Raw genomic sequence first — 23783 nt, forward strand, 5'->3', positions numbered from 1 at the left:
CTCAGAACCAGTAGCTGATGAAGGGGGCACGGGGCGGAGTCGCCAGCATGTCCCACTGGGCGGGCAGTTCCGGGGACGCGCAGCGGATCGCACCGGCGCGAGCCCATCCGACGGCGCTCGTGCCGCCGAGATAGATCGATCCCAGGGTGCCCACCTCCATCACGAGGTCGGGCACGGCTCCCGGTGTCCGGTCGCACCGGGCCTTCCCGTCGACGACCTCCATCCGGTACGTGCCGGTGGTGTAGCCCTGCGGGTCGTGGATCTTGAGGGAGATCCCGGGGTGCGAGCCCTGCCATTGGCGAGCCTCGAGCAGACGAGGGATGTCGAGCGGCCGCAGCCAGAGCCCGTCCTTCGGGACCGTGCGGATCCACCGGGCGTCTCTCACCCACCAGCGCAGCGGGCTGTCCTGCGGTACCCGCCAGGCGTGCACCTCGGCGACCATGTCGAGGGAGAAGAGGTAGCGCCACAGCGAGGCCTCCGCCTCGGTGTCGGCGGCGATGAGGTCGATCACGAGCGCCGTGTAGCGCGGCGCCTGCTGGTCGGTCCAGTCCTGGAGCAGACGGTAGGAAAGGAAGGCACGGCCCTCGATCCCCACGCGGTGGAGGGGGCCGCCGGGCATGCCGAGCGCCATCATCGACTCGGGGCCGGCGTCCTCCGGGTCGAGCAGGAGCCGGTCCCAGGCCGCATCCGGGGGGATGACCTCGCCAGGGGTGTTCGACGACGCCTGTGCGTACACCGACATCGCCAGGGACCGCGCCTCCGGGCCGTCCAGCCGGGTGAGGTTGCCCGCGTCGCCCGGTGCGTCGTCTCGGAACCCAGCGCGGTGGATGTCGATCTCGACACTGTCGTACCAGGTCGCCGGGCCGTAGCCGAACCGCCGGTAGATGGGCCATTCGGAGACGCCACCAGCGGCCAGTGGTACGTCCTCCTCGATGGCACGGTCGTGGAGGCGGTCCAGGGTCGCCCGCATCAAGCCCTTGCGGCGCAGCGTCTGGTGGCACGAGCCGCCGGTGCACCCGGCCAGCGGGACGGTGCCGCCGCCGGGGAGCACGAAGTCCCGGTTCACCGAGGTGTTCGTGGCCACGGGTCCGCGCTCGTCGCTGATCATCAGGCACCGGTCCGGGGGATGCGTGCCCCGGAAGTAGCTGACCAGTCCGGGGTCGCCGCTGGGCGGGGAGCCGAAGGCACCCTGCCAGGCGTCGAGCCACTGGCCGTACTGCTCGTCGGTCAGCCCTTCGGCCATCGTGTACTCGGAGTTCAGGGTGGTGCGCATGTTTCCTCCCGGAGCGATCAGAGGTCGATGGGCTGATCGGGTGCTGCGACCAGGGCGTCGAGGGACTGGGTGAACCCCTCCGCCATGGCACGGACGGAGGGCGCGGCCCAGCGGTCCACGCTCGAGCTGAGGGCGTAGTAGATGGCGCCGTCGGACCCGCGCTCGATGGTCCACAGGATCGCGTCGTCCGGAATGCCCGGGCCGGCATCCTGGGAACGGGTCCGATGGATGCTGTCGAAGCGGACTCCTTCGGCGTCGGCCATCTGGGCACCGGCCGGGCTCTGGAACATTGCGAACCCCGGCACCACCATGCCGGGGCGTTCCAGCCCGGCGAGCTGCGGGCCGGCGACCGCCAGGAGCTCCACGAACGGGATCTCGTGGGTCAGTGACCGCAGTGCCGCGCCACGGACCGCGAGGACGGCGTCGCGGAAGGTGGAACAGCCCGCGAGGTCGACAGGAAGCGGGCACATGTTCGCGAAGTAGCCGACGGTGTCGGCCCACTTGTCGTCGCGGCGGCCGGGGCCGGCCGTCAGCATCCAGACCAGTCCCTGGCGGCGTCCGGTGCTCCGGGCGAGCTCGATCGTGTGGGCGGCGAGCAACACCATGTAGCCGGACGACCGGGTCTCCTCGGCGATCCGGTCCAAGCCGCCGGAGGTCCGCGTGTCGATCTGGAACCGGTGGACGCGCGTCGTCCCGCTCGGGTGCTCGGCCGCCGGACGGTCGGACTCCAGGACGTACGCCTCGGTACCGGAGAGACGCTCGGCCCAGGCGGAACCGTTCGAGACCCCGTCCTGCTGCGCCGCGTAGTCGGAGTAGGAGGGGGGAGCGGTGATCTCCTCGCCCGCGTACAGCCGGGTGATGTCGCGCAGCAGCACCTCGATCGACCACACGTCGATGAGGGGCAGGAAGCCGACGAGGACGAGCACGGCGTCGTCGTCGTCGAACCGGCCCAGGTCGGCGCGCAGCGGAGGGAAGTCCCGCTCGGAGAAGGGGTTCGCCTCGCAGGAGGCCACGAACTCCTCGGCCGAACGGTCCCGGCCGCCCGGGGTGTCCTCGTCCAGGGCGAGCTCGTGCTGTCCGAGCGGGACGGTGGCCGTGGCGTGGATCGCCTGGCCGTCCGGCTGGACGGCGGCCCGCGTCTGAGGGTGGAGGCCGACGGCGCGCTGGATCGCGGCGGTGAGGCGGGACGGGTCGAGGGGGCCCCGGATCCGCACCGCGCCGCTGGAGATCGGGCGCTGCCCGAACCCGGCGACGCTCCCGTCGGTCTCGTGCTGGCCGCGGAGAAAGTTCTGCTCGAAGGTGAACGGGAAGGTTGTCATCGGCTGACCTCGTCCTGGTCGTCGGTCGCGGTATCGGCGCGCCCCCTGAGCGTGTGCAGCAGGTCCTCGAGGCTGGGGTCGTCGAACAGGTCCGTGAGGGTCACCGTGACCCCCAGGCGGGCCAGGCGGGACCTGAGCCGGTTGGCGGCGATCGAGTGCCCGCCGAGCGACAGGAACGTTCCCGGAGTCCCCGGTGCGACGCCGAGCACCTCGGCCCAGGACTCACCGACGGCGGCGGCGAGGTCGTCGGTCACGGTGCTGTCCATCTTGGACACGTCATGGGTGGTCACACCGCCAGTCTGGGAAAAGCTCGGTGAGATCTCTTCTTCCCCGGTGCGCTGCCGGTGGTCGCGCGCGGGGTGGCGTTGTCGAAACGTGCGGCATGGATACAGGGCTATCGCCCCTGCGGTCCGGGCGCACCTACGCTCCAAGCACCTCGGCGCGAAGGAGAAGAACCATGTCCAACCCGGGCATCATGTCCTACAACGGCTTCATCAACTACTGCTACGCCGACGCCGCCTCGATGTTCCTGTCCGCGTACGGCATCGATGCGCCCTCCGGCCGGCTCGAGGTGCTCAGCGGAATCTCGCTGCTGGGTGCGCACAGGCTCAGCGAACCGGAGTGCGAGAAGTTGTACCTGTCGCTGGTACCCGACCCGAGCCGGCTGGACAGGGCCTTCTCGCTGCTGGACCTCCGGGTCGAGCGTGAGAACGCCACGGAACAGCTCGACGCTCTCCGGAGCGCTCTCGAGCACGGACCCGTCCTGGTGGGGCCGATGGACATGGGGGCGCTGCGCTATTTCCCCTATCACCAGCACGCGAGAGGTGCCGACCACTACGTCGTGGCATACGCGGTGGACGGCGACTCGGTTCGGGTGCACGACCCGATGGGCTACCCGTTCGCCGCCGTCTCCGTCGAACACTTCCTCGACGGATGGCGCGGCGAGGAACTCCCCTGCCCAGGCCCCCCGTTCCACATGTGGACCCGGGCCCGGTCCGGCAGGTCCGTCAGCGACGCCGAGGTCTTCGATGCGGCCATGGGCTGGTTCGAGGAGATCCGGCAGTCCACGCCCAGCGGCGCCGAGGTGATCCAGGGCTACGCCGACGACCTGGAGGCGGACAGGCTGACGCCGAGGAGCCAGTCGTTCATGTCGATCTTCCTGCTGCCCTCGCAGGCCCGTCGGTGCCTGGACTACGCCCAGTTCTTCCGGGAGGGCGGAGCGCTCGGGCTCGCGGAGAAGAAGTTCACTCAGGGACGCCTGATGGGCGAGTCCCTCCAGGCGGGCAACAAGGGCGACTGGAAGCGGGTCGGCACTCTCTTCCGCGAGTACGCGGAGATCGAGGACGACCTGAGTTCCCGGCCTTTCGGCTGACCGCGGGGCGTGGCCCGGACGCCGCCGTGCCCGTGGTCCTGCCGCCGCGTACTCAGGAGGCGGCAGGACCACGACGTCCTACGAGGACGTGCCGGCGAGCTCCGCGAGTCGCGTCGCGGTGGCGTTGGGGGAGGGCACCGCCTGGTACAGCGTGCGAAGCCGCGCCGCGTTGTCCGCGTACGTGGTGTCCTTCAGGACGCGCTGCAAGGACCGGTGCAGCCGCTCCGCGTCGAGGTGGTCGGAGTCGGCCACGAATTCGCCGGCGCCCTCGTCGACGATGGCGCGGGTCTGGGCGACAGGCCCGAACCAGCGGTCGCTCCAGTAGGTGCTGGGGACGACGAGCTGGGGGGTTCCCGCCTCGTAGGCGGCGGCGAACGTGCCGCTGCCGCCCTGGTGCACCAGGGCGGCACAGTGCGGGAGCATCGCGTTGAGCGGGACGAACCTGGTCAGGGTCACGTTCGGTGGCACCGCCGTCCCGGGATCGTCGGAGACGGTGGCGATGACATCGGCGTCAAGGCCGGCGACGCCGTCGAGCAGCGCGGTCGAGGATGCGTGCGCGACGCCGGCCTGTTCGTGCGACAGCCCGAGGGTGATCAGGACGAGCGGGCGCTCCGGACGCCGGAACAGCTCGGGTGCCCAGGTACTGGGGCCGTTGTAGGCGAGGTGTCGCATGGGCAGGTAGTCGCCCTCGGGCCGCCACGTCCAGGGCGGCATGGTGTCGATGCTGAACCGGCCGGTGGCCCGATCCGCGGCGGGGCGGCCGCCGTACCGTTCGATGTGGGGGTCGAGCCAGGCATGGACCGCGTCGTAGCCGGCACCGGATGCCTGGACGAGCTGTCCGATGCCGTCCGTGCCGAACAGGAGCCGCACGTGCGGGACGTCGAGGATCGACGCGAGCGCACCGCCGGCGTAGCAGAGCTGATCCCACACGATGAGATCCGGCCGCCACTGGCGGCCGAACTCGACCAGGTCCGCGAGCAGCCGGGGCTCACAGAGCTGGGAGAGGAAGTGGGTGTTCAGGTATTCCAGCTCGGCGCGCGGATCGGCGGCCGCGTAGTCCTGCTGGTGCGGGGCAGGGCCGTCGGTCTGGGTGTGCGCGGGCTCGTGCGCGTCGATCCGCCCCAGGGTCTCGAGCATGTCGATGCCGACCGTGGGGCCGGCAAGACCGATGGAGGCCCGGGCGTCCTCCAGGTCGGGATGGACCGCGACGGCGACCTCGTGGCCCTCGCCGCGGAGCGCCCAGACGAGGGGGACCTGGAGGTACAGGTGTGATCGAAGAGCCGGTGGTGCGATGAACAGGATCCTCATCGTGGTTCCCTTCAGTCGGCGAGCCGGATGGCGACTTCTGTCTCCCACTGGTCGATCGGCACGTCCGGGGGCGAGAAGTAGGTCTCGACCCGCCCGGCCCAGACGTCGTCCGATCCGTCGGACGCCACGTCCCAGGACCGTCCCGTGCGGGTTCCCCACTCGACCAGTTGCGCGGTGAGTTCCACGAGACCGTCGGGGTGGCCCACGTGGCGGACGCCGGCGTACCGGCCGGCGGGCAGGACGTCCGCGACCATTCCGGGCCCCACCGGGGATTCTCCCTCGACGGGGATGCAGCAGGAGACGTCGACGTGGTCGGGGACCCGGACGACGTGGTACCGGAAGAACGGCGCACCGTTGACCGTGACACCGTGCTCCTCCAGCCACTCCAGGGTGACGGGGATCTTGTCGGCGACCTCCGGGAACTGGTCCACGTGGATGGTCCGGCGCCAGCCCACGTAGGGGGAGGCCTGCCGGGTGGTGATGACGGGATCGACGGTCACGAGGGTTGCTCCTTCAGTGCTAGACGCAAGTGGCGAGCGGTGTACGTGTCGTGGTCGAGGGCCATCGCCGGCGGGCCGGTGAAGAGGATCCGTCCGCCGCCGGCGCCGGCTTCCGGACCGACGTCGATCAGCCAGTCGGCCTGGAGGGCGACGCTCAGGTCGTGCTCGATCACGATCACGTTGTTGCCCTGGTCCACGAGGTGGCGCAGGGCGTCGAGCATGCGAGGGACATCCGTGCCGTGGAGGCCCGTGGTCGGCTCGTCGAGAATGTAGGTCCGCCCACCGGTGGCGGTCCGTGTCGCGACCTTGAGTCGTTGCCGCTCGCCTCCGGAGAGGCTGACGACCGGCTGCCCGAGGGTCAGGTAGTCGAGGCCGACCTCAGCCATCGTGGCCAGGCGCTTGCGGATCCGCCCGCGGCCGAAGAAGTCCTGTGCCGCCGTGACCGATGCCTGGAGGACGTCGCTGATGTTGCGGCCGTCCACCCGCTTCTCCAGCACATGGGGCGCGAACCGGTGCCCCTCGCACGCAGGGCAGGTGTAGCTGACCGGGTCGAGGTGTGCCAGGTCGAGGAAGATGGACCCCAGACCCTCGCACTCGGGGCAGGCCCCCCGGGAATTGGCGCTGAACAGGGCCGGACTGGAGTTGGTGGCCTGCGCGAAGTGCTTCCGGATGTCCTCGGCGATACCCAGGTAGGTGGCGACGTTCGACCGACGGTGCCCGCGGGGGACGGTCTGGTCGACGATGACCGGTTTCTGGAGCTGCGGCGCGAGGCATTCCATGACGAGGGTCGACTTGCCGCTTCCGGCGACGCCGGTCACGACGGTCAGGCCCTGGACGGGAAGCTCCACCTGCCCGTCGGCGACGTTGTGGGCGCCGGTGAAGGTCAGCGTGCTGGTCTCGACCTCCGCGGGCTCGGCCATGATCACCGGAGCCGCGAGGTGGTCGGCGGTCGGGGTGCCCGCTCCGCGGAGGTCCTCCACGGAGCCCTGGAAGACGACGGTCCCCCCGGCCTCGCCGGCTCCTGGGCCGAGGTCGATGACCTCGTCGGCTGCCTCGATGATCGCTCGGTCGTGCTCGACGATCAGCACGGTGTTCCCGCGGTCCCGCAGCGACCGGAAGAGGTCCAGCAGCCGGGTGACGTCGTGGGCGTGGAGGCCGCTGGTGGGCTCGTCGAAGATGTACGTGAGGTCGGAGAGCGACGAGCTGAGGTGCCGGACCAGCTTGAGCCGCTGGGCCTCGCCGCCGGAGAGGGTCTGGGTCCTGCGGTCGAGACCCATGTAGGTCAGGCCGAGGAGGGCGATGTTGTCGAGCCGGCCGCGCAGCGCGGAGATCAGCGGGCCCACGCGCCGCCCTTCCGGGGTGGTCTCGACGTCGGTGAGGAACCCGGAGAGCTCGTCGACGGTTCCGGTCATGCAGTCCACGATGTTGCGGCCGGCCACCGTGTAGGACCTGGCCTGCGCGCTGAGGCGGCTGCCGTGGCATTCCGGGCACGTCGTGCGGGTCATGATCGCGTCGAGGGCTGCCTTGGTCTCCGCGGGGACGCTCCGGCGCGTCTTCTCGACGAAGAGGCGCCGGAACTTCGGGATCAGTCCCTCGTAGTTGAAGGTGCCGGTACGGGAACCGTTCTGCACCTGGATGCGCTGTCGCTCGCCGCGCAGCAGGAGTTCCCGCTTCGACTCGGTGTACTGCTCGATGGGAAGGTCGTTGTCGAAGAAGCCGGAACTGGCGAAGAAGTTCCAGTTCGCGGAGCCCACGGAGAAGGCCGGAAAGGTGAGGGCGCCACCGTTGAGGGAGCGGGTCTCGTCGACGAGCTTGCTCTCGTCGATGTCGACGGCCTCGCCCTGGCCTTCGCAGTTCTCGCACCGGCCACGCGGATCGGAGTAGGACAGCGCCCGGGGGTCGTCCAGCGGAGGTGAACAGGTGCGCGCGAAGAGAAGCCGGAGCAGACCGTAGACGTCGGTGGCGCTGGCGACGGTCGCGCGGCTGTCGGCGGGCAGCGGGTTCTGGTCCACCACCATCGAGGCGGTGAGCCCGTGCATCCCGTCGACGTCCGGCTGTGCGTACCGGGGCAGGGCGGACTGCACGTGCGCCGGGTAGGTGTCGTTCATCAGCCGCTGCGACTCGGCCGTGATGGTGCCGAAGGCGAGTGAGGACTTGCCCGACCCCGACACGCCGGTGATGACGGTGATCGTCTGCTTCCGGATGTCCACGGTGACGTCGCGCAGGTTGTTGACCCGGCTCCGTTCGACGCGGATGGTGCCGACTGGCTGGTCACCGGGCATTGCTCCTCCAAGCTCCGGCCTCGTGCGGTCGGGTGCCCAGCGGCCGGCGGGTCGCGATGGTCGTCTTCCGGAGACGATAGCAAGCGCCGGGTTTGTTTCGCTCGGTACTCATGAGTTTTCTGCCTGGTAAGAGGTGGTGTCAGAGGTATTGGGTGTGGGGCGCGAGGCCTGCCAGGACGCGGCCGAGGAGTTCGCGGTTGGTGACGGGGTGGATGAGGGCGTGCATGCGCATGGCGTGCAGGTCCCGGGCGATCCGCTGGATAGGGACGTCGTCGTAGATCGACGAACCGCCGCTGTTGGCGTTGAGCACGTCGGCACTGTTGTGGGCGAGTTCGCACGCGCGGCCCAGGCAGGCGCGGGCCAGGACACGGGCCCCCGCGTCCCAGGACCGGGTGTCGTCCAGCATGTCCGCGAGGCGCTGGGCCTGGTAACGGCTCTCGTCGACGAGCATCGAGCTCTCGCCCAGAGCCAGGTGGGTGACAGGTGCCTCCGCCTGGTCGTCGTAGGCGGTGTACGTGATCTTGCGGCCGGGCAGGCGGTCGAGGAACGCGGCCAGCCCGGCCTCGGCGAGCCCGACGGCGACGCCCACCGACAGGGCGGCGGCGGTCGGGACCAGGGGGGTGCTGAAGACCGGGGTGGCGGAGTTCCTCTCAGAGGCGTACTGCTCGGCGAGCATGGCCGGCAGGGGGACGAAGTTGCGCCGGGGGACGCGCACGTCCTGAGCGACGGTGGTGAAGCTCCCGCTGCCGCGGAGGCCGGAGGTGTGCCAGTCGTCGACGAGTTCGAGATCACCGATCGGGACCGCGCCCAGGACGGGCATCGGTCCCTGCGGGGTCTCGACGACCGCGATGACCGTCTGCCACGCGCTGCTGGGCGCACCGCTGATGAACTGCCACCTGCCGTTGAGCAGGTAGTCGTCGCCGTCTGCGGTGACCTGCCCACCGGGGCTGAGGGTCCCGCAGGTCTGGACCGGCCCGTCGGCGAACACCTCGTCCTGGACCTCATCGGGCAGCGTGGAGACCATCCACGACGTGATGGCCGAGACCGCGACGACCCACCCGGTGGCCCCGTCGGCCTTCGAGAGGGCGGCGATCCGCTCCAGCACGTCACGATGGCTCAGTTCGAGGCCGCCGTGGCGGGCGGGTACGCGCATCGCGAAGTGCCCGTCGGCGTGGAGCGCTTCGAGCACCTCGGGGTGCGTACGACGGTTCTCCTCCTGCCACGGGGTGTGGGCACGGACGACCTCCAGGAGGTCGTGGCCGAGGGTGGGGCTCTGGGTGGTGGCGACATCGGTCATGGTGGATCTCCTTCGCGTACGGGTCGGCGACGTCCTAGACGTTGGCATGCCGACGCGGCCGGGGAGCATTCGATCGTGCGCTCTCCGGACGGGACCGGCCCCGTCAGGGTGTGTCGCCGGCGAACCGCACGGGGGAAGACGATGAGGCGCCCGGTGGCGGCCAGGGTGGTACCACGGTCCACCGAGAGGAGAGGTCACCATGCAGGTTGATCAGCTGCCGGGCACGGCGGCACCCGGCCCCGAAGACATCGCAGCCGTCACGGAGATACCCCAGCGCATCATGGCGGCATGGGCAGCCCAGGACGGCGTGCAGTTCGCCGACGTCTTCACCGAGAGCGGGATCATGGTGCTCCCCGGCCAGTGCGTGAAGGGCCGTGGGGAGATCGCCCGGTTCATGAGCGGCGCGTTCCAGGGCCCTTACCGTGGCACACAGGTCACGGGAACCCCGTTCAACATCGCGGTGCTCAGTGACACCGTCATGGTCGTTCACACCCTGGGCGGGGTGCTCGGGCACGGCGAGTCGGAGGTGAGCGACGCCAGGGCGGTGCGTGCCATCTGGACGGTGGTGAAGGCCGACGGGACCTGGCAACTGGCCCACTACCAGAACACGCCGAGGGACACACCGTGAGCCGCCGGGCACTCGTCCTGGGGGGCAGCATCGCGGGGTTGCTGACGGCTCGCGCGCTGGCCGATCACTTCGACGAGGTGGTGATCGTGGAGCGGGACGACGTCGTCGGCGTGCGCGGCGTCCGCAGGGGCGTTCCCCAGGGAGCTCACGTGCACGGCCTGCTCGCCCGGGGCCAGCAGGCCCTCGAGGAGTACTTCCCGGGATTCACCCGTGAGGCACGACGAGCGGGAGTGCCGACCGCGGACCTCGGCGAGCTGCGCTGGTTCTTCAACGGGAAGCGCCTGGCCCCGGCCGAGACCGGGCTCACGTGCGTCTCCGCGGATCGGCCGGTCCTCGAACATCTCGTCCGCGAGCGCGTCCGGGCGCTGCCGGGTGTGATCCTCCGCGAGGGCCAGGAGGTGTCGTCCCTGGTTTTCGATGACACCCGGCGGACGGTGCTGGGTGCCATGGTGGCACCGCGCGGCACCGATCGTCGCGAGATGGTCCAGGCCGACGTCGTCGTTGATGCCCTGGGCCGCGGATCACCCGTGGCCCGCTGGGTGCACGACGCCGGATACGGCCGTCCGGAGGAGGAGACGGTCAAGATCGACCTCTCCTACACCAGCCGGCACTACGAGTTCGACGACGAGTCGGTGCTGCGTGGCGACCTGTCGATCAACCCCGTCTCGTGCCCGCAGTTTCCGCGTGGCGCCTTCTTCTCGCGAGTCCAGGACGGGGGCTCGCTGGTCTCCCTGACGGGGGTGATGGGTGACCACCCGGCGACGGACGAGGAGGGCTTCCTGGCCTGGGCACGTTCGATGGAGGTGCCCGACGTGTACGAGGTGATGGAGGCGGGGCGTCCGGTCGACGACCCCGTGCAGTTCCGGTTCCCGAAGAGCGTCCGGCGGCGCTTCGACCGGATGAGCGACTTCCCGGCGCACCTGCTGATCGTCGGTGACGCGATGTGCAGCTTCAACCCGGTGTACGGGCAGGGCATGACCGTCGCGGCGCTGGAGTCCGAGCTGATCGGGGAGCTGGCCGGCAAGGGCGAGATCGAGAGCGGTGAGTACTTCGCCCGGGCCGCGCAGCTGCTCGACGGCCCATGGGCCGCGTCGACCGGCGGGGACCACGCCTTCCTCGGCACGGAACTGCCCGAGGAGGTCCGCCAGGCGAATGCCTTCATCGCTCAGGTCCACGAGGCAGCTACGCACGACCCGGTCGTGACGCGCGCGTTCATGCGCGTGGCGGGACTGGTCGACCCCCCGGAGGCGCTGATGTCCGCCGAGATCTCCGAGCGCGTCCTCGCGCCGAACCCGATTGGACTGCCATGACAGCCACCGAATGTCCCTACACCCTCGACCCGGTCGGCAGCGATCTCCACGGGGAGTCGGCCAAGCTGCGCGAGCAGGGTCCCACGCAGGTCCGGCTGCCCGGAGGCGTGGTCGTCTGGTCGCTGAACTCCCATGCCGCGATCCAGCAGGTGCTCACCGATCGTCGCGTCACCAAGAGCGCACGCAACCACTGGGCGGAGTTCCGCGACGGCAAGATCCCCCCTGACTGGGAACTCATCAGCTGGATCGCCATGGACAACATGGTGACCTCCTTCGGCAGCGATCACCGCCGCCTGCGCCGCCTGGTGGCCAGTGCCTTCACGACCCGGCGCACGGAGTCGATGCGGCCGCGGATCGGCGAGCTCGTCACCGAACTCATCGACGGGCTCGCCACGACTCCGCCGGGAGCCGTCGTCGACCTCAGGGAGACCTTCGCCTACCCCCTCCCTGCTCGGCTCGTGGCCGACATGATCGGCATGTCGGAGGAGGCGCGGGCCGCGACGAGCAAGGTGATCGACATGATGGTCGACACCACCGTGACGCCGGAGCAGGCGGCCGGAGTGCTCCAGGGGTGGCGGGGTGCCATGACGGACCTGATCGAGGAGAAGCGCCGGAACCCGGCCGCCGACATCACCAGCGACCTGCTCGCCTCGCGTGACGAGGACGGATCCCGGCTGACCGAGCTGGAGCTGATGGACACGGTCTTCGCCATCCTCGGAGCAGGCTCGGAGACGACGATCAACTTCTTCGACAACGCGATCTCGGCACTGCTGTCACACCCGGACCAGCTTGCCGCAGTGCAGGCTGGAGAAGTGACCTGGGCGGATGTCATCGACGAGACGCTGCGGGTGGAGTCGCCCCTGGCGCATCTGCCGCTCCGCTACGCGGTCGAGGACATCGAGGTGGAAGGAGTGACGATCCGGCAGGGTGAGGCCCTGCTGGTCAACTACAGCGCGGTGGGGCGCGACCCCGCGCTCAACGGGGAGACGGCGTGCGAGTTCGACGTCCGCCGCGAGAACAAGGAGCACCTGTCCTTCGGGCACGGTCCCCACTACTGCCTCGGGGCCGGAATCGCCCGGGCCGTCGCCACCGAGGGGCTGTCGCGGCTGTTCGGCCGGTTCCCGCAGATGCGCCTGGCCACGGACGAGCCCCTGCAGCCGCTTCCGACGTTCATCATGAACGGCCATCGGAAGCTGCCGGTCATCCTCGAGCCCGGCCCGAACTGATCGGGCCGGGCGCCGGGGAGGAACCGGTCAGAGGATCAGAGGGGGACGAGTCCCCTGCTCTCGTCCCCCTCTGCCTCGGGATCAGGGCGGCTACTTGCCCGCATCCGCCGGTATGGCGTCCGGATCGGGAACGGATCCGCCCTGGGCGGTAGCGGCGTCGTCGGCCCCTTGTCCGACGGCGCCGCTACCGGCTTCGGCACCTGCCGGCGGCTGTCCCGGTGGCGGCAGCGGTGCGAGATTGCGAAGCATGATGCCGGCGGCGATCGCCAGGCAGACCATGATGACGGTGGCCGTGACGGCCACGATGTTGAGGCCGTGGGTGAACGCGGAGTCGACGACGGCGCGCAGGTCGTCACCCAGCGAGCCGGGAAGTGACGCTGCCGTGCCGATCCCCGCCTCGATGCTGGACTGGGCACTGGTCAGTGCGTCGTCCGGGACGTCGGAGGGTGCCTCGGCGGCGAGATGGGTGCGGTAGGCCAGGTGCCCGATGCTGCCCAGCCCCGCGATACCGAAGGCGACACCCAGTTCGTTGGCCGTCTGCGTGAGCGAGGAGGCGGCGGCAGCTCTCTGAGGGCCGACGGCGCCCAGGCCGATCGCGGTGCCGAGCCCCATCGGGATCCCGACGCCGAACAGGACGATCGCGTACCCGGCCACGAGAACGGGCAGTCCGGTGCCCGGTTCGATCTGCGAGATGATCACGTAGCCGATGGCCGCGATGGGCAGGCCGAAGGCGATGACCCGGCCGGGCGGCACGCGGCTCGCGATACCGGGCCCCAGCATGAGCCCGACGATCATCGCCAGGAGTGCCGGTAGCAGCACCAGGCTGGCCTGCAGTGGGGTCATGCCGTGCACGAGCTGGACGAAGACGTTGATCAGGTACGAGCTGCCGCCCTGCACCGCACCGCCCATGAGGCCGAGGACGAGCGAGAGCACGAACGCGGGGATGGCGAACAGCTTCAGGTCGATGACCGGCTGCTCGAGCCGGCGCTGTCGCAGCACGAAGAGAGCGGCGAGCACGACGCCGGCCGAGCCGATGGCGATCCTGGTCCCGTCCGTACCATTGGCTGCGAGCTCCTTCACGGAGTAGGCGATGGCCAGGACCGAGGTCAGCGCCAGGACGACGCTGGGGATGTCCATGGCCCGCGCGCCAGGAGTGCGCTGCTCGGGCAGCAACCGTGGGCCGGCCACCAGGAGCAGGATCGCGACGGGAACGCCGAGCAGGAACACGGAGCCCCAGGGAAAGAACCTCAGCATCAGGCCGCCCAGCGGGGGGCCGATGATCATGCCGAGCATGAAGGTGCTCATCCAGGTGGAGATCGCCATCCCGCGCTGGGCGGGGTGACGGAACATCGTGGCGATGATCGCCATGCCGGAGGGCATCACCGTCGCCGCACCGATGCCCATGACGACGCGTGCGCCGATGAGCATGGCGACAGATGTGGACAGCGCGGCGACCACCGAACCGAGGCCGAAGATCACGGCACCGATCATGAGCAGCTTGCGCCGTCCGATCCGGTCGCCGAGCGATCCCATCGTGATGAGCAGTCCGGCGATCACGAAACCGTAGATGTCGATCATCCAGAGGGCCTCGACCTGGCTCGCGCCGAGGGAGGCTGAGATCGTGGGAAGTGCCAGGTACAAGATGCTCAGGTCGAGCGAGAGGACCAGGTTGGCGAGACCCAGAACCAGCAGTCCCAGCCATTCACGCCGGCCTGCTGCGAGTTCCTGGGGGATCTCCATCCGAGGACGGGGATTGCGGCCCATGCGGGACTCCTTAGAAGAATGAACGGATGGTACGTGCATTAGGCTGCGGAGGGTCTGTTACGGAATGGTTTCGGACTACGGAGCCTTCGATCGGTCCGGTCGGGAGGTGACTGGTGAACTTCCACCTGTTGGGTGCCCTTCGTGTGACCACGGCCGCTGGGGTCGAGGTCACCGTCCCGGGGACCAAGGTCAGGGCTCTGCTTGTCGCGCTGCTGTCCGCCCGGCGCCGGCGGATCTCGGCGCCGGACCTCGTTCAGGAGCTGTGGCAGGCGGACGAGCCGCAGCGTCCGTTGCGGACGCTGCAGAGCAAGGTGTCACAGCTACGCAAGGCGCTGTCGGAGGCCGAACCCGGCGCGGGCGATCTGGTCGTCGGGGATCACGGCGGGTACATGCTGGACGCCGAACCGGGAACGGTGGACCTGGACCGCTTCGACCAGTGCATGGAGGACGCCTACGGCCGCGACGACGCCGGTGCGCGAGCGCGCGCGTTCGAGGGAGTGCTCGCGCTGTGGGACGGGTCCTACGAGCACCAGTACCGGTGGGCCGGCAACGGGTACGACGCCTTGATCCTGCGATGCGAGTCGCAGCGGCTGCAGGCCCGTGAAGAACTGCTGGACGCGTGGCTGGCCGCCGGTAGGGCCGAGCAGGTGGTGGCCGAGGCACCCGTGCTGGTGAGCCAGTACCCGGAGCGGGAGCGGATCACGGTCTCGTTGATGGGCGCGCTCCACGTGTGTGGCAGGCAGACCGAGGCCCTGGAGCTGTTCCGGCGTCAGGCGAAGCGACTGCGCGACGAACTCGGGCTCGAGCCCGGTCCCGAGATGTCCCGGATGCACCAGGCGATCCTGCGTCAGGACGCCGACATCGGTGTGGGCCGGCCGCTCCGCGGGCCCGCGCTCAGGCCCTCCGCTCGAACCAACCTGCCCCGGCACATGACCGCCCTGGTGGGCCGGGGCGCGGAGACGTCCTGGGTCCGCGCGGCCCTACGGACCAGACGGCTCGTGACGCTGACCGGTCCGGGCGGGGTGGGCAAGACCCGGCTGGCGGTGGAGGCGTCCAGGACGACGGTCCGCGACCATCCGGACGGCGTGTGGCTGGCAGACCTCTCGCACGTCGACGGCTCGGACGGCGACGCGGTGCAGCGGATCGTCGGATACCTGGCGGACCTCCTCGGTCTGGGCGAGCCGCAACGCGGTGCGCCACCGCTCGAATGGCTCGCGGGCGCCTTGTTCGACTCGCGCGTGCTCCTGGTGCTGGACAACTGCGAGCAGGTGCGGGACGCATGTGCCGAGCTCGCCCGAGCGATGGTCGAGCAGACTCCGGAGGCCCGTATCCTCGCGACCAGCCGGGAGCCGCTGGGAGTGCCGGGGGAGCTCGTCCACGCGGTCGCCCCCCTCGGCATCCCGGAGGCGGCAGGGAGCGACCTGCTGGCGTGGCCGGCCGTCCGGCTCCTGGTGGATCGGGCGCGGGACAGCGATCCGGCGTTCGACCCTCGCGCGGCGGATCCGGACGCGCTGCTGGAGATCTGCCGTCGGCTCAACGGGATTCCGTTGGCGATCGAGCTCGTGGCACCGCGGTTGCGCGCCATCGCCGCGGAGGAGATGGTCCGATGGCTCGACGACGAGATGTGGCTGATCGAGGTCGAGCTGAGCCACCTGCCCGCCCGCCAGCGGAGCATGTGGGCCGCGGTGGAGTGGAGCTGGCGGATGCTCTCCGAACGCGAGCGGGAGGTCCTGGCGCGGCTCGCCACGCAGGCCGGCACCTGGGAGGCGGCCGCGGGCCTGGCGTGCTGCCGGGTGCTCGATCCCGCCGGCGACGAGGTCGTCAACGTGATCTCCAGGCTCGTCACCCGGTCCCTGGTGGCCGTTTCGGTGTCCGGCCCGCAGCGTCGGTACGCGGTCCTGGAACCCGTGCGGCAGTTCTGCCGGGAGAAGCTCGCGCCCGAGGACCTCGCCGAAGCGCGGAACTCCCTGGCCGTGTTCTACGCCCAGCAGGTCCGGCGGAACGACGAGCAGTTGCGGGGTGCCGCGCAGGAGGATGCCTTCCGGCGCATGGATCTGGACGCCCCCAACATCCGGCAGAGCCTCGAATGGGCGGTGACCGGTGGCGACCCTTTGCTGGGGCTGCGCATCGCCGTCGGCATGTCCTGGTACTGGGTGCAGCGGGGGCGTGTCGACGAAGGGTCCGACTGGCTGCGCCGTGCACTGGACCGCACGGTCGCCGGCAAGGGAGAGGATGATCCGGCGCTGGCGCTGGAGGCGGTCACCTGGGAGGCGGCGATGAAGAGGCTGCGCGGGATCCTCTGCGACATCGACGCGCTCCGCCTCGACCGGTGGCCCGAGAGCCGGTCCGAACTGGGACTGCTCCGCGCGCGCGGGCTTCTCGCCGTCGTTCTGCCGGTCGGGGAGAGCACCGTGGATCTGGTCGGACAGACGCTCGCGACGTGCCGGCGGTTGGACTACCGCTGGGGCGAGGCGGCCGTCCTGAGCACCCGAGCCCTCACGCACCTGCGCCGAGGCGCCTTCGACAAGGCCCGCGACGACGCCGAGCGCAGCGTCGGCGGGTTCCTCGACCTGGGGGACCAGTGGGGTGTCATCCACGCCTCCGACTGTCTCGCCGCGCTGAGCACGATCGCCGGTGACCTGGACGGTGCCGAACGGCTGCACCGTCGCTCCATGGCCGTGGCCACCCACCTCGGGCTCTGGCCCAAGGTGAGCCACCTGCTGTGCGAGCTCGGTCAGCTGGCCCTGCGGTCGGGCCGGACGGACGAGGCGGAATCCTTCTTCCAGGAGGCGCTGCACCTGGCTGTCAGGCAGGACATTCCCGCGCAGCAGCAGGTGTGCGAACTTGGTCAGGCCACCGTGGAGCGCCACCGCGGCGACCATCTGCGGGCATCGGCGCGGCTGGAGCGATGGCTGCAGTGGAACATGCGCGTCGGCTGGGTCGAGGGAGAGGTCCGGGTCCGGCTCGAGCGGGCCCGGCTGGCGCTCGCCCGCGGCCGTACGGACGAGGCCCGGAAGGACTCCGCCGCCGCGCGGGCGGCGGCGACCGAGCTCGGGGACTGGCCCGCGGTAGCCAGCGCCTGTGAGACCCTGGCGCGGGCCGCGATCCTCCTGGACGACCGGGCCACGGCGGAGGAATGCTGGCGGGAGGCGAAACGGACCCGCCGGGACATGCGTGTCCCCGCCACCGGTGAGGATGCCGAGTTGCTCCAGGACCTGGACCGGTACTTCGTGACGCAGAAGGTCTGAGCTCCGGCGGCCGAGGTTTACGCCCCTGGCGTATGGTCAGAGCCGGAAGCGGCAAGTCCTCGTTGCGTGTCGGTGTCGCGGGCTACGGTGGTGGCAGTCGACGGGGAGGCGGTAGGGCATCGTGACGACACAGCCGATACGACAGGTGAGTCGGCCGGGTGAGCCGGCCGATCCGGGTACGACACCGGAGCCGCTCCTTCGAGACCTCGTGGGCAAGATCCTGCGGCGCGCTCGCACGGCGCAGCGCCGTACGTTGTCCGATGTCGCCGCCGAGGCGCGGGTCTCGACCGCATATCTGTCCGAGGTGGAACGTGGGCGCAAGGAAGCCTCGTCCGAGGTGCTGGCCGCCGTGTGCGGGGCGCTCGGGATGAGGCTGGCCGATCTCGTCGAGCAGGCGTGGGCGGACCTGGCCCTCGCAACCGCCCGGGCCGGCGACGAACACCGCATCCGTGTGCTCTCCTCCCGGGCGCGCCGCAACCACGCCGGCTTCGTCGCTCCGGAGGGACGCGGGGACGCGGGCCTCACCCGCGTCCCGGGCCCGGCTGTCCGCGACGCCGGCCCGGCCCGGGACGGCGTCCTGCTCGCTGCCTAGGAGGTTGCGCCGGTGAGCACGGTCGGAACCCGGCGGCCGGGTGCACGCGCGTCGGGTCAGAGCCCTGCTCGTCGCCCGTGCCCCGTCGGGCGGACGTCTCCGACCTGGTTCACGACCTTGTCCACGATCCCGTAGGCCTGCGCCTGCTCGGCGGTGAACCAGCGGTCGCGGTCGGAGTCGGCCGCGATCGTCTCGGGTGGCTGACCGGTGTGATCGGCCAGTATCCGGGTCACCACCTGCTTGGTGTGTTTGAGGTTCTCGGCCTGCGTCGTGATGTCGGACACGGTTCCGCCGATCCCGCCGAGCGGCTGGTGCATCATGATGCGCGCGTGCGGGAGCGCGTACCGCTTGCCCGCGCTCCCGGCGGTGAGGAGCACCTGCGCCATGGATCCGGCGAACCCGAGTGCCACGGTCGCGATGTCGTTCGGCAGGAGCTGCATCGTGTCGTACACGCCCATACCGGCGGTGATGGAGCCGCCGGGGGAGTTGATGTAGAGCGCGATGTCCGCGTCCTGGTCCTCGGCGGACAGCAGCAGGAGCTGCGCGGTCACGCGGTTCGCCAGGGGGTCGTCGATCTCCTGCCCGATCACCACGATCCGCTGGTGCAGCAGGCGCGCGGCGAGATGGTCGTCAAGGGGAATGGTCTGGCTGTCGGTCATGCCCACCACGGTGTCCGACGCGACCGCCCGGCGGGAAGGCGCTTCGGCCTGTGGCAGATCTGCCACAGGCAGACGGGAGTGGGGGGGGCAGGGAGCCGCGTCGACGGACCGCCGCGGCCGCGGCCAGGGTCAGAGGGGCTCGCCGTGCCGGTCGATGAGGGGGAACGCGTCGAAGTGGATCTCGACGGGGACCGCGCCGGGCTCTTCCTCCTGCCCCCGCAGCGGTTCGATGTGCTCGGCCGCGAACCGGTTCCAGGCGCTGAGCATGTCGGTCATCTGCTCGGGCGTGGCCCACAGGTGGGCGGTCACGAAGGTGGTCGACGGGAGCCAGGTCTCGGTCACCACGTCGTCGGCGTCGCCGGCACGGCTGATGAACCCCAGCGTCCGCTCGCTCCTCAGCCGCATGAACTCCAGATTGACCGCCTCGGCGGTGGCGCGGATCGCCGGCGACTCCTGGTCCGACATCGAGATGGTGAAGCCTCCCGGCGTGCGCTCCCACCAGCGCTCCCTGGCGGTGCCCTTGCCCTCTACCTCACGCACCAGGCCGTGCTTCTCGAGCTGACGCAGGTGGTAGCTGGTGGACCCGCTCGACTCGCCGACGATCTCGCCGAGCTTGCTCGCGGTGAGCGTCCCCCGGACGGAGAGCAGGTCGAGGATCCGCAGGCGCAGGGGATGGGAGAGCGCCCGGAGCGCGGCAGGCTCGAGCTGTGCGGGCGGCCCGGGAATGTCGGGCGCGTCGGGCGCGTCGGGCGCGTCGGTGGGGGCGCTCTGCTCGTTCGCTCCGGTCATGGACCCGACGTTACTTCGTGGTTGCCGCCCACCCGCGCATCCACCAGCCCGTCGTCTCACTCGGCCGTGGGCGGCATACCGGCAGACCGCGGTTCGGGCGGCCGGCGGTCTCATCGCAGGCCCAGCGGATGGCGGGCAGCGGCGTTGTCGCGAGAGCGTTGCAGCTGGTCCTCCCGGCGGGCATCGCGCTCGTGTCGGCCGGCGTCCCGGCGTCGCCGTTCGGCCCGTTCGGCCTGCTCGGCCCGGCCCGCGCCGCGGGCATGCCCGCCCGCGCGGGAATCCGCCCGTGCCGTGCCGATGGTGCGCAGTACACCCTGGCCGATGAGCCCCGTGCGGCCGAACGTGGCGGTGAAAGCGGTGTCGAGCGTGCTCATGGTGGTCTCCCTCGGTCGTGGCGCGGGCTGCATCCGTGCCGTTGCCAACCACCGTACAGATGCAAACTAAGCTTTGCAAGGATGTCTTTGCAAACAAGACTCTGCAAGAAGTGACCTCACCTACGCGCCGGATGCGGGCGGTCCGGCGGCGGGGAACAAAATTGCAGCCACTGCAAAATAACGTCGTAGAGTGGGAACTCCGGCTGGCGTGACCCTCGTTGGACCGGATGCACCACGACGACGGAGTCGTGAGGCTGTCCCCAGAAGTCCCGCCCGTTCGTGGAGGCAATCGTGTTCCGTCTTGCCCGTCTGTCCCTGGCGCATCGCGCCGTCGTCGCCCTGACGACGGTCGCGGTGGCTGTCCTGGGGGTGATGAGCATGGGCCAGCTCAAACAAGAGCTGATCCCGTCGCTCCAGCTCCCCATGGGAATCGTGGTCGCGCCGTACCCAGGATCGTCCCCGTCCGTCATCGAGGAGCGCGTCACCGAACCGGTCGAGTCGGCCGTTCAGACGATCGACGGCGTCGAGTCGGTGACCTCCGACGTCTCGACCGGCCTGTCGATGACCACCGTCGAGTTCACCTACGGCACCGACATCGAGCGCGTCACGCAGCGCCTCGAGGCGTCCATCACCAGGCTGGGGCAGGCGCTGCCCGAGGACGTCGATCCGCAGGTCATCGCCGGTTCGTTCGACGACCTGCCGGTGGTCCAGCTCGCCGTCGCCGGTGACGAGTCGAACGACGCGCTCGCCGACACGGTGGAGACCGCGATCGTCCCCGAGCTGGAGAAGCTCGACGACGTGCGCGGCGTCGAGGTCAGCGGCGTCCGGGAGGACCGGATCGTCATCACGCCCGACGACGACAAGCTCGCCGACGCCGGCCTGACCGCCGACCAGCTCTCCACACTCCTGCGGGACAACGGCGTCGTCATGCCTGGCGGCACTCTCACCGAGGGCGACCGGACCTGGTCCGTCGAGCTCGGCACGAGCCTGGACGACATCGCGGAGCTCCGCGCACTCCCGCTGATTCCCGCCGCCGGCAGCGGACAGGGCGCGGCCGACGCGGGCGCCGGCGCAGGTGCCACGGGCGGTACGCCCGCCGGGGACGGCACGGCACCCGCGCCGGGCGCGGCAGACGCGGGTGCCGCGGCAGCCGGTGCGGGAGCGGCTGCCGACGCCGAGGGCGCCACCGGTGGTGCGATCCCCCAGGACCCGTCGTCGGGCACCGGACTTCCGGCGCAGACGGCGCCGACCGCGATCGAGCCCGTCGCCCTGGGCGACGTCGCCACGGTGAAGCGCGAGCCCGTCCCCGTGACCTCGGCGTCGCGCCTGGACGGTGAGCCGTCGCTCGGCATCGCGATCACGAAGACCCCGGACGGCAACACGGTCGAGGTGTCGCACGCGGTCCAGGAGGCGCTCGACGACCTCTCGGGCACGCTCGACGCGCGCGACGTCACCGTCGGCGTCGTGTTCGACCAGGCACCGTTCATCGAGGAGTCCATCGAGGGCCTGTCCACCGAAGGTGGGCTCGGCCTGCTGTTCGCCGTGCTCGTGATCCTCGTGTTCCTCGCGTCCCTGCGGTCCACGCTGGTGTCGGCGATCTCGATCCCGCTCTCCCTCGCGGCGACGTTCATCATCATGAACATCACCGGCTACACGCTCAACATCCTCACCCTCGGCGCGCTGACCATCTCCATCGGGCGTGTGGTCGACGACGCGATCGTGGTCATCGAGAACATCAAGCGGCACCTGTCGTACGGGGAGGAGAAGCTGCCGGCGATCCTCGGGGCCGTGCGTGAGGTGGGCGGCGCCATCGCGGCGTCGACGATCTGCACCGTGGCCGTGTTCGCGCCGATCGCCCTGGTGGGCGGCATGACCGGGGAACTGTTCCGGCCGTTCGCGCTGACCGTGGCGATCGCGATGGGCGCCTCCCTGATCGTCGCGCTCACCATCGTGCCGGTGCTGGCGTACTGGTTCGTCAAGGCACCGCAGGTGGCGGGCGCCACGGACGAGGAGCGCGAGGCGGCACGCGACGCCGCGCGGGAGGCGGCCGAGGCCAAGGAGCGTCGCGGCCTGTGGCAGCGGGCCTATGTGCCCACGCTCGGAGCGGCGCTGCGGCGCCCGGTCGTCAGCCTGCTCCTCGCCGTGGCGGTCCTCGGTGGGACGCTCGCCATGGTGCCCCGACTCCAGGTCAACTTCATCGGCGACAGCGGGCAGGACACGCTCACCGTCACGCAGGACTTCGAGCCCGGCACGTCGTTCGACGCACAGGACGACGCGGCCCGCGAGACGGAGGAGGTGCTCGCCGGGGTCGACGGCGTCGAGACCGTGCAGACCACGGTGGGTTCCGGGGGCGCCGAGCAGATCGCCTTCATGGGTGGCGGCGGTGACTCGGCGTCGTACTCCATCACGCTGGACGAGGAGTCGGACGGCACAGCCGTCGCGGACCAGGTGCGCGAGGCCGTCGAGCCGCTCGCGACGGGCGTGACCTCGGAGGTCACGGTCGCCACGCAGGACAGCGGCTTCGGCGGGTCCACCGTGGATCTCGTGGTGAGCGCGCTCGACTCCGAGACGCTCGCCGAGGCCGCCGCCGAGGTGGAGGACGCCGTCACGGGTGTCGAGGACGCCGCCGAGGTGTCGAACAACCTCGCCGCTCCGCAGCAGATCGTGCAGGTGGACGTGGACCGCGAGAAGGCGGCGGAGGCCGGCCTGAGCGAGTCGGCGGTGTCCGGCATCGTGTCCGCCGCGATGACGCCCGAGCAGGCGCTCGGCAGCGTGGACATCGACGAGCGCACCCTCGACGTGATCGTGTCCACCGGTGAGGCGCCGGCCACGCGCGCCGAGCTCGAGAACCTGCGGATCCCCACGGCCACCGGACCGGTCGAGCTCACCGACCTGGCGGAGGTGGTGGTCGAGGACGTCCCGACCACCCTCACCCGTACGGACGGCGAGCGGACGGCCACCGTGGCGGTCACGCCCGCGGGGCAGGACCTCAACGTGCTGACCACCGCGCTCAACGAGCGCCTTGCCGACCTGGACCTGCCGGAGGGCGCGAGCGTCGAGGTGGGCGGTGTCGCCACGGAGCAGGCCGACGCGTTCAACGATCTCGGGCTGGCGCTGATCGCGGCCATCTTCATCGTGTACGTGGTGATGGTGGCGACGTTCGGGTCCCTGGTGCAGCCGCTGATCCTGCTGGTGTCCGTGCCGTTCGCGGCGACCGGTGCCCTGGGCGCCCTGCTGCTCAGCAACACGCCGCTGGGCGTGCCCGCGCTCATCGGTGTGCTGATGCTGGTCGGGATCGTGGTCTCGAACGCGATCGTGCTCATCGACCTGATCAACCAGTACCGGGGGCGGGGCATGGGCCTCGACGAGGCCGTGCGCGAGGGTGCCCGCCAGCGCCTGCGGCCGATCGTGATGACGGCGCTCGCCACGGTGTTCGCCCTCACGCCGATGGCGCTGGGGCTCACGGGCGGCGGGGCGTTCATCGCGCAGCCGCTGGCGCTCGTGGTGATCGGCGGGCTCGTCTCCTCGACGCTGCTCACGCTGCTCGTCGTGCCGGTGCTCTACTCGCTCATCGAGCGCGGCAAGCTCCGGCGGGCGGACAAGCGGGACGCGCGGCGCCGCCGTCGTGCCGCCGCGGAGGAGATCGAGGCCCACCGGGAGAAGGCGGCAGCCGACCTGGCAGCCTCCGCGACGCGGTAGCGGGGCGGTCGGCCGGGGCCCAACTCGCCTCCCGGCGAGCTCAGTCCCCGGCCGCTGCCCTTGCCGCGCCCCGGTCGCCGCGCCCGGCAGCCGGGCTTTGGCCGGGGTGCGGGCCGTCGTCTACGGCGCCGGTCCCGGCATGA

Annotated in this window: 18 protein-coding genes; 7 read left to right on the forward strand and 11 right to left on the reverse strand. The window is 70.6% G+C overall.

What is annotated here, in order from left to right; translation table 11 throughout:
- Position 1: 1 nt before the first annotated feature.
- Genes EDD34_RS02905 through EDD34_RS02915 form a run of 3 tightly spaced genes read right to left on the reverse strand, consistent with a single transcriptional unit; the run spans position 2 to position 2882 of the window.
- Complete coding sequence (locus EDD34_RS02905; RefSeq protein WP_123813236.1) at positions 2 to 1273, reverse strand: GNAT family N-acetyltransferase; 1272 nt, start codon at positions 1271 to 1273, stop codon at positions 2 to 4.
- A gap of 17 nt (positions 1274 to 1290) precedes the next feature.
- A complete protein-coding gene (locus EDD34_RS02910; protein WP_123813237.1) occupies positions 1291 to 2592 on the reverse strand; it encodes a condensation domain-containing protein in 1302 nt (433 codons plus the stop codon).
- Complete coding sequence (locus EDD34_RS02915) at positions 2589 to 2882, reverse strand: acyl carrier protein (protein WP_123813238.1); 294 nt, start codon at positions 2880 to 2882, stop codon at positions 2589 to 2591. Before EDD34_RS02915 ends, EDD34_RS02910 begins: the two co-directional genes overlap by 4 nt.
- A gap of 167 nt (positions 2883 to 3049) precedes the next feature.
- On the opposite strand from EDD34_RS02915, the gene EDD34_RS02920 reads away from it, so the two are divergent.
- Positions 3050 to 3964 carry a cysteine peptidase family C39 domain-containing protein gene (locus EDD34_RS02920; protein ID WP_123813239.1) on the forward strand — a complete coding sequence of 305 codons (915 nt, stop codon included), beginning with the start codon at positions 3050 to 3052 and terminating at the stop codon, positions 3962 to 3964.
- Positions 3965 to 4042: 78 nt separating this feature from the next.
- On the opposite strand, the gene EDD34_RS02925 is transcribed toward EDD34_RS02920, so the two are convergent.
- The 4 genes from EDD34_RS02925 to EDD34_RS02940 all read right to left on the reverse strand — a co-directional run bounded on the left by EDD34_RS02925 (position 4043) and on the right by EDD34_RS02940 (position 9351).
- On the reverse strand, positions 4043 to 5272 hold the full coding sequence (locus tag EDD34_RS02925; RefSeq protein WP_123813240.1) for a nucleotide disphospho-sugar-binding domain-containing protein: 1230 nt from the start codon (positions 5270 to 5272) through the stop codon (positions 4043 to 4045).
- Between the two features lie 11 nt (positions 5273 to 5283).
- Positions 5284 to 5772 (reverse strand): GyrI-like domain-containing protein, encoded by a 489-nt coding sequence (locus tag EDD34_RS02930; protein ID WP_123813241.1) that lies wholly within the window; start codon positions 5770 to 5772, stop codon positions 5284 to 5286.
- A complete protein-coding gene (locus EDD34_RS02935; protein ID WP_123813242.1) occupies positions 5769 to 8054 on the reverse strand; it encodes an ATP-binding cassette domain-containing protein in 2286 nt (761 codons plus the stop codon). Before EDD34_RS02935 ends, EDD34_RS02930 begins: the two co-directional genes overlap by 4 nt.
- 139 nt (positions 8055 to 8193) lie before the next feature.
- Positions 8194 to 9351: an acyl-CoA dehydrogenase family protein gene (locus EDD34_RS02940; protein ID WP_123813243.1), complete on the reverse strand. Its 1158-nt coding sequence runs from the start codon at positions 9349 to 9351 to the stop codon at positions 8194 to 8196.
- A gap of 199 nt (positions 9352 to 9550) precedes the next feature.
- Between EDD34_RS02940 and EDD34_RS02945 the strand changes: the two genes are divergently transcribed.
- The 3 genes from EDD34_RS02945 to EDD34_RS02955 are packed head-to-tail and all read left to right on the forward strand — an operon-like array spanning position 9551 to position 12515.
- On the forward strand, positions 9551 to 9979 hold the full coding sequence (locus tag EDD34_RS02945; protein ID WP_123813244.1) for an SgcJ/EcaC family oxidoreductase: 429 nt from the start codon (positions 9551 to 9553) through the stop codon (positions 9977 to 9979).
- Positions 9976 to 11289, forward strand: coding sequence for an FAD-dependent oxidoreductase (locus EDD34_RS02950; RefSeq protein WP_123813245.1), 1314 nt, complete (start codon positions 9976 to 9978; stop codon positions 11287 to 11289). The genes EDD34_RS02945 and EDD34_RS02950 overlap by 4 nt, the downstream gene beginning before the upstream one ends.
- Positions 11286 to 12515: a cytochrome P450 family protein gene (locus EDD34_RS02955; protein WP_123813246.1), complete on the forward strand. Its 1230-nt coding sequence runs from the start codon at positions 11286 to 11288 to the stop codon at positions 12513 to 12515. The genes EDD34_RS02950 and EDD34_RS02955 overlap by 4 nt, the downstream gene beginning before the upstream one ends.
- A gap of 90 nt (positions 12516 to 12605) precedes the next feature.
- Here EDD34_RS02955 and EDD34_RS02960 read toward each other — a convergent pair whose 3' ends face one another.
- A complete protein-coding gene (locus tag EDD34_RS02960) occupies positions 12606 to 14279 on the reverse strand; it encodes an MFS transporter (protein ID WP_170176948.1) in 1674 nt (557 codons plus the stop codon).
- Positions 14280 to 14422: 143 nt separating this feature from the next.
- Between EDD34_RS02960 and EDD34_RS02965 the strand changes: the two genes are divergently transcribed.
- Complete coding sequence (locus tag EDD34_RS02965; RefSeq protein WP_123813248.1) at positions 14423 to 17527, forward strand: AfsR/SARP family transcriptional regulator; 3105 nt, start codon at positions 14423 to 14425, stop codon at positions 17525 to 17527.
- A gap of 208 nt (positions 17528 to 17735) precedes the next feature.
- Positions 17736 to 18119: a helix-turn-helix domain-containing protein gene (locus tag EDD34_RS02970; protein ID WP_246012155.1), complete on the forward strand. Its 384-nt coding sequence runs from the start codon at positions 17736 to 17738 to the stop codon at positions 18117 to 18119.
- 56 nt (positions 18120 to 18175) lie between these two features.
- On the opposite strand, the gene EDD34_RS02975 is transcribed toward EDD34_RS02970, so the two are convergent.
- The 3 genes from EDD34_RS02975 to EDD34_RS02985 form a co-directional block, all read right to left on the reverse strand.
- A complete protein-coding gene (locus EDD34_RS02975) occupies positions 18176 to 18778 on the reverse strand; it encodes a ClpP family protease (RefSeq protein WP_123813249.1) in 603 nt (200 codons plus the stop codon).
- A gap of 129 nt (positions 18779 to 18907) precedes the next feature.
- Positions 18908 to 19567 carry a winged helix-turn-helix domain-containing protein gene (locus EDD34_RS02980; RefSeq protein ID WP_123813250.1) on the reverse strand — a complete coding sequence of 220 codons (660 nt, stop codon included), beginning with the start codon at positions 19565 to 19567 and terminating at the stop codon, positions 18908 to 18910.
- A gap of 110 nt (positions 19568 to 19677) precedes the next feature.
- Entirely contained in the window at positions 19678 to 19941 is a 264-nt protein-coding gene (locus EDD34_RS02985; RefSeq protein WP_123813251.1) for a hypothetical protein, read from the reverse strand.
- 291 nt (positions 19942 to 20232) lie between these two features.
- On the opposite strand from EDD34_RS02985, the gene EDD34_RS02990 reads away from it, so the two are divergent.
- Complete coding sequence (locus EDD34_RS02990) at positions 20233 to 23640, forward strand: efflux RND transporter permease subunit (protein ID WP_123813252.1); 3408 nt, start codon at positions 20233 to 20235, stop codon at positions 23638 to 23640.
- Positions 23641 to 23783: the final 143 nt, after the last annotated feature.

Source organism: Myceligenerans xiligouense (genome assembly GCF_003814695.1).
In the GTDB taxonomy this organism is placed as follows: domain Bacteria; phylum Actinomycetota; class Actinomycetes; order Actinomycetales; family Cellulomonadaceae; genus Myceligenerans; species Myceligenerans xiligouense.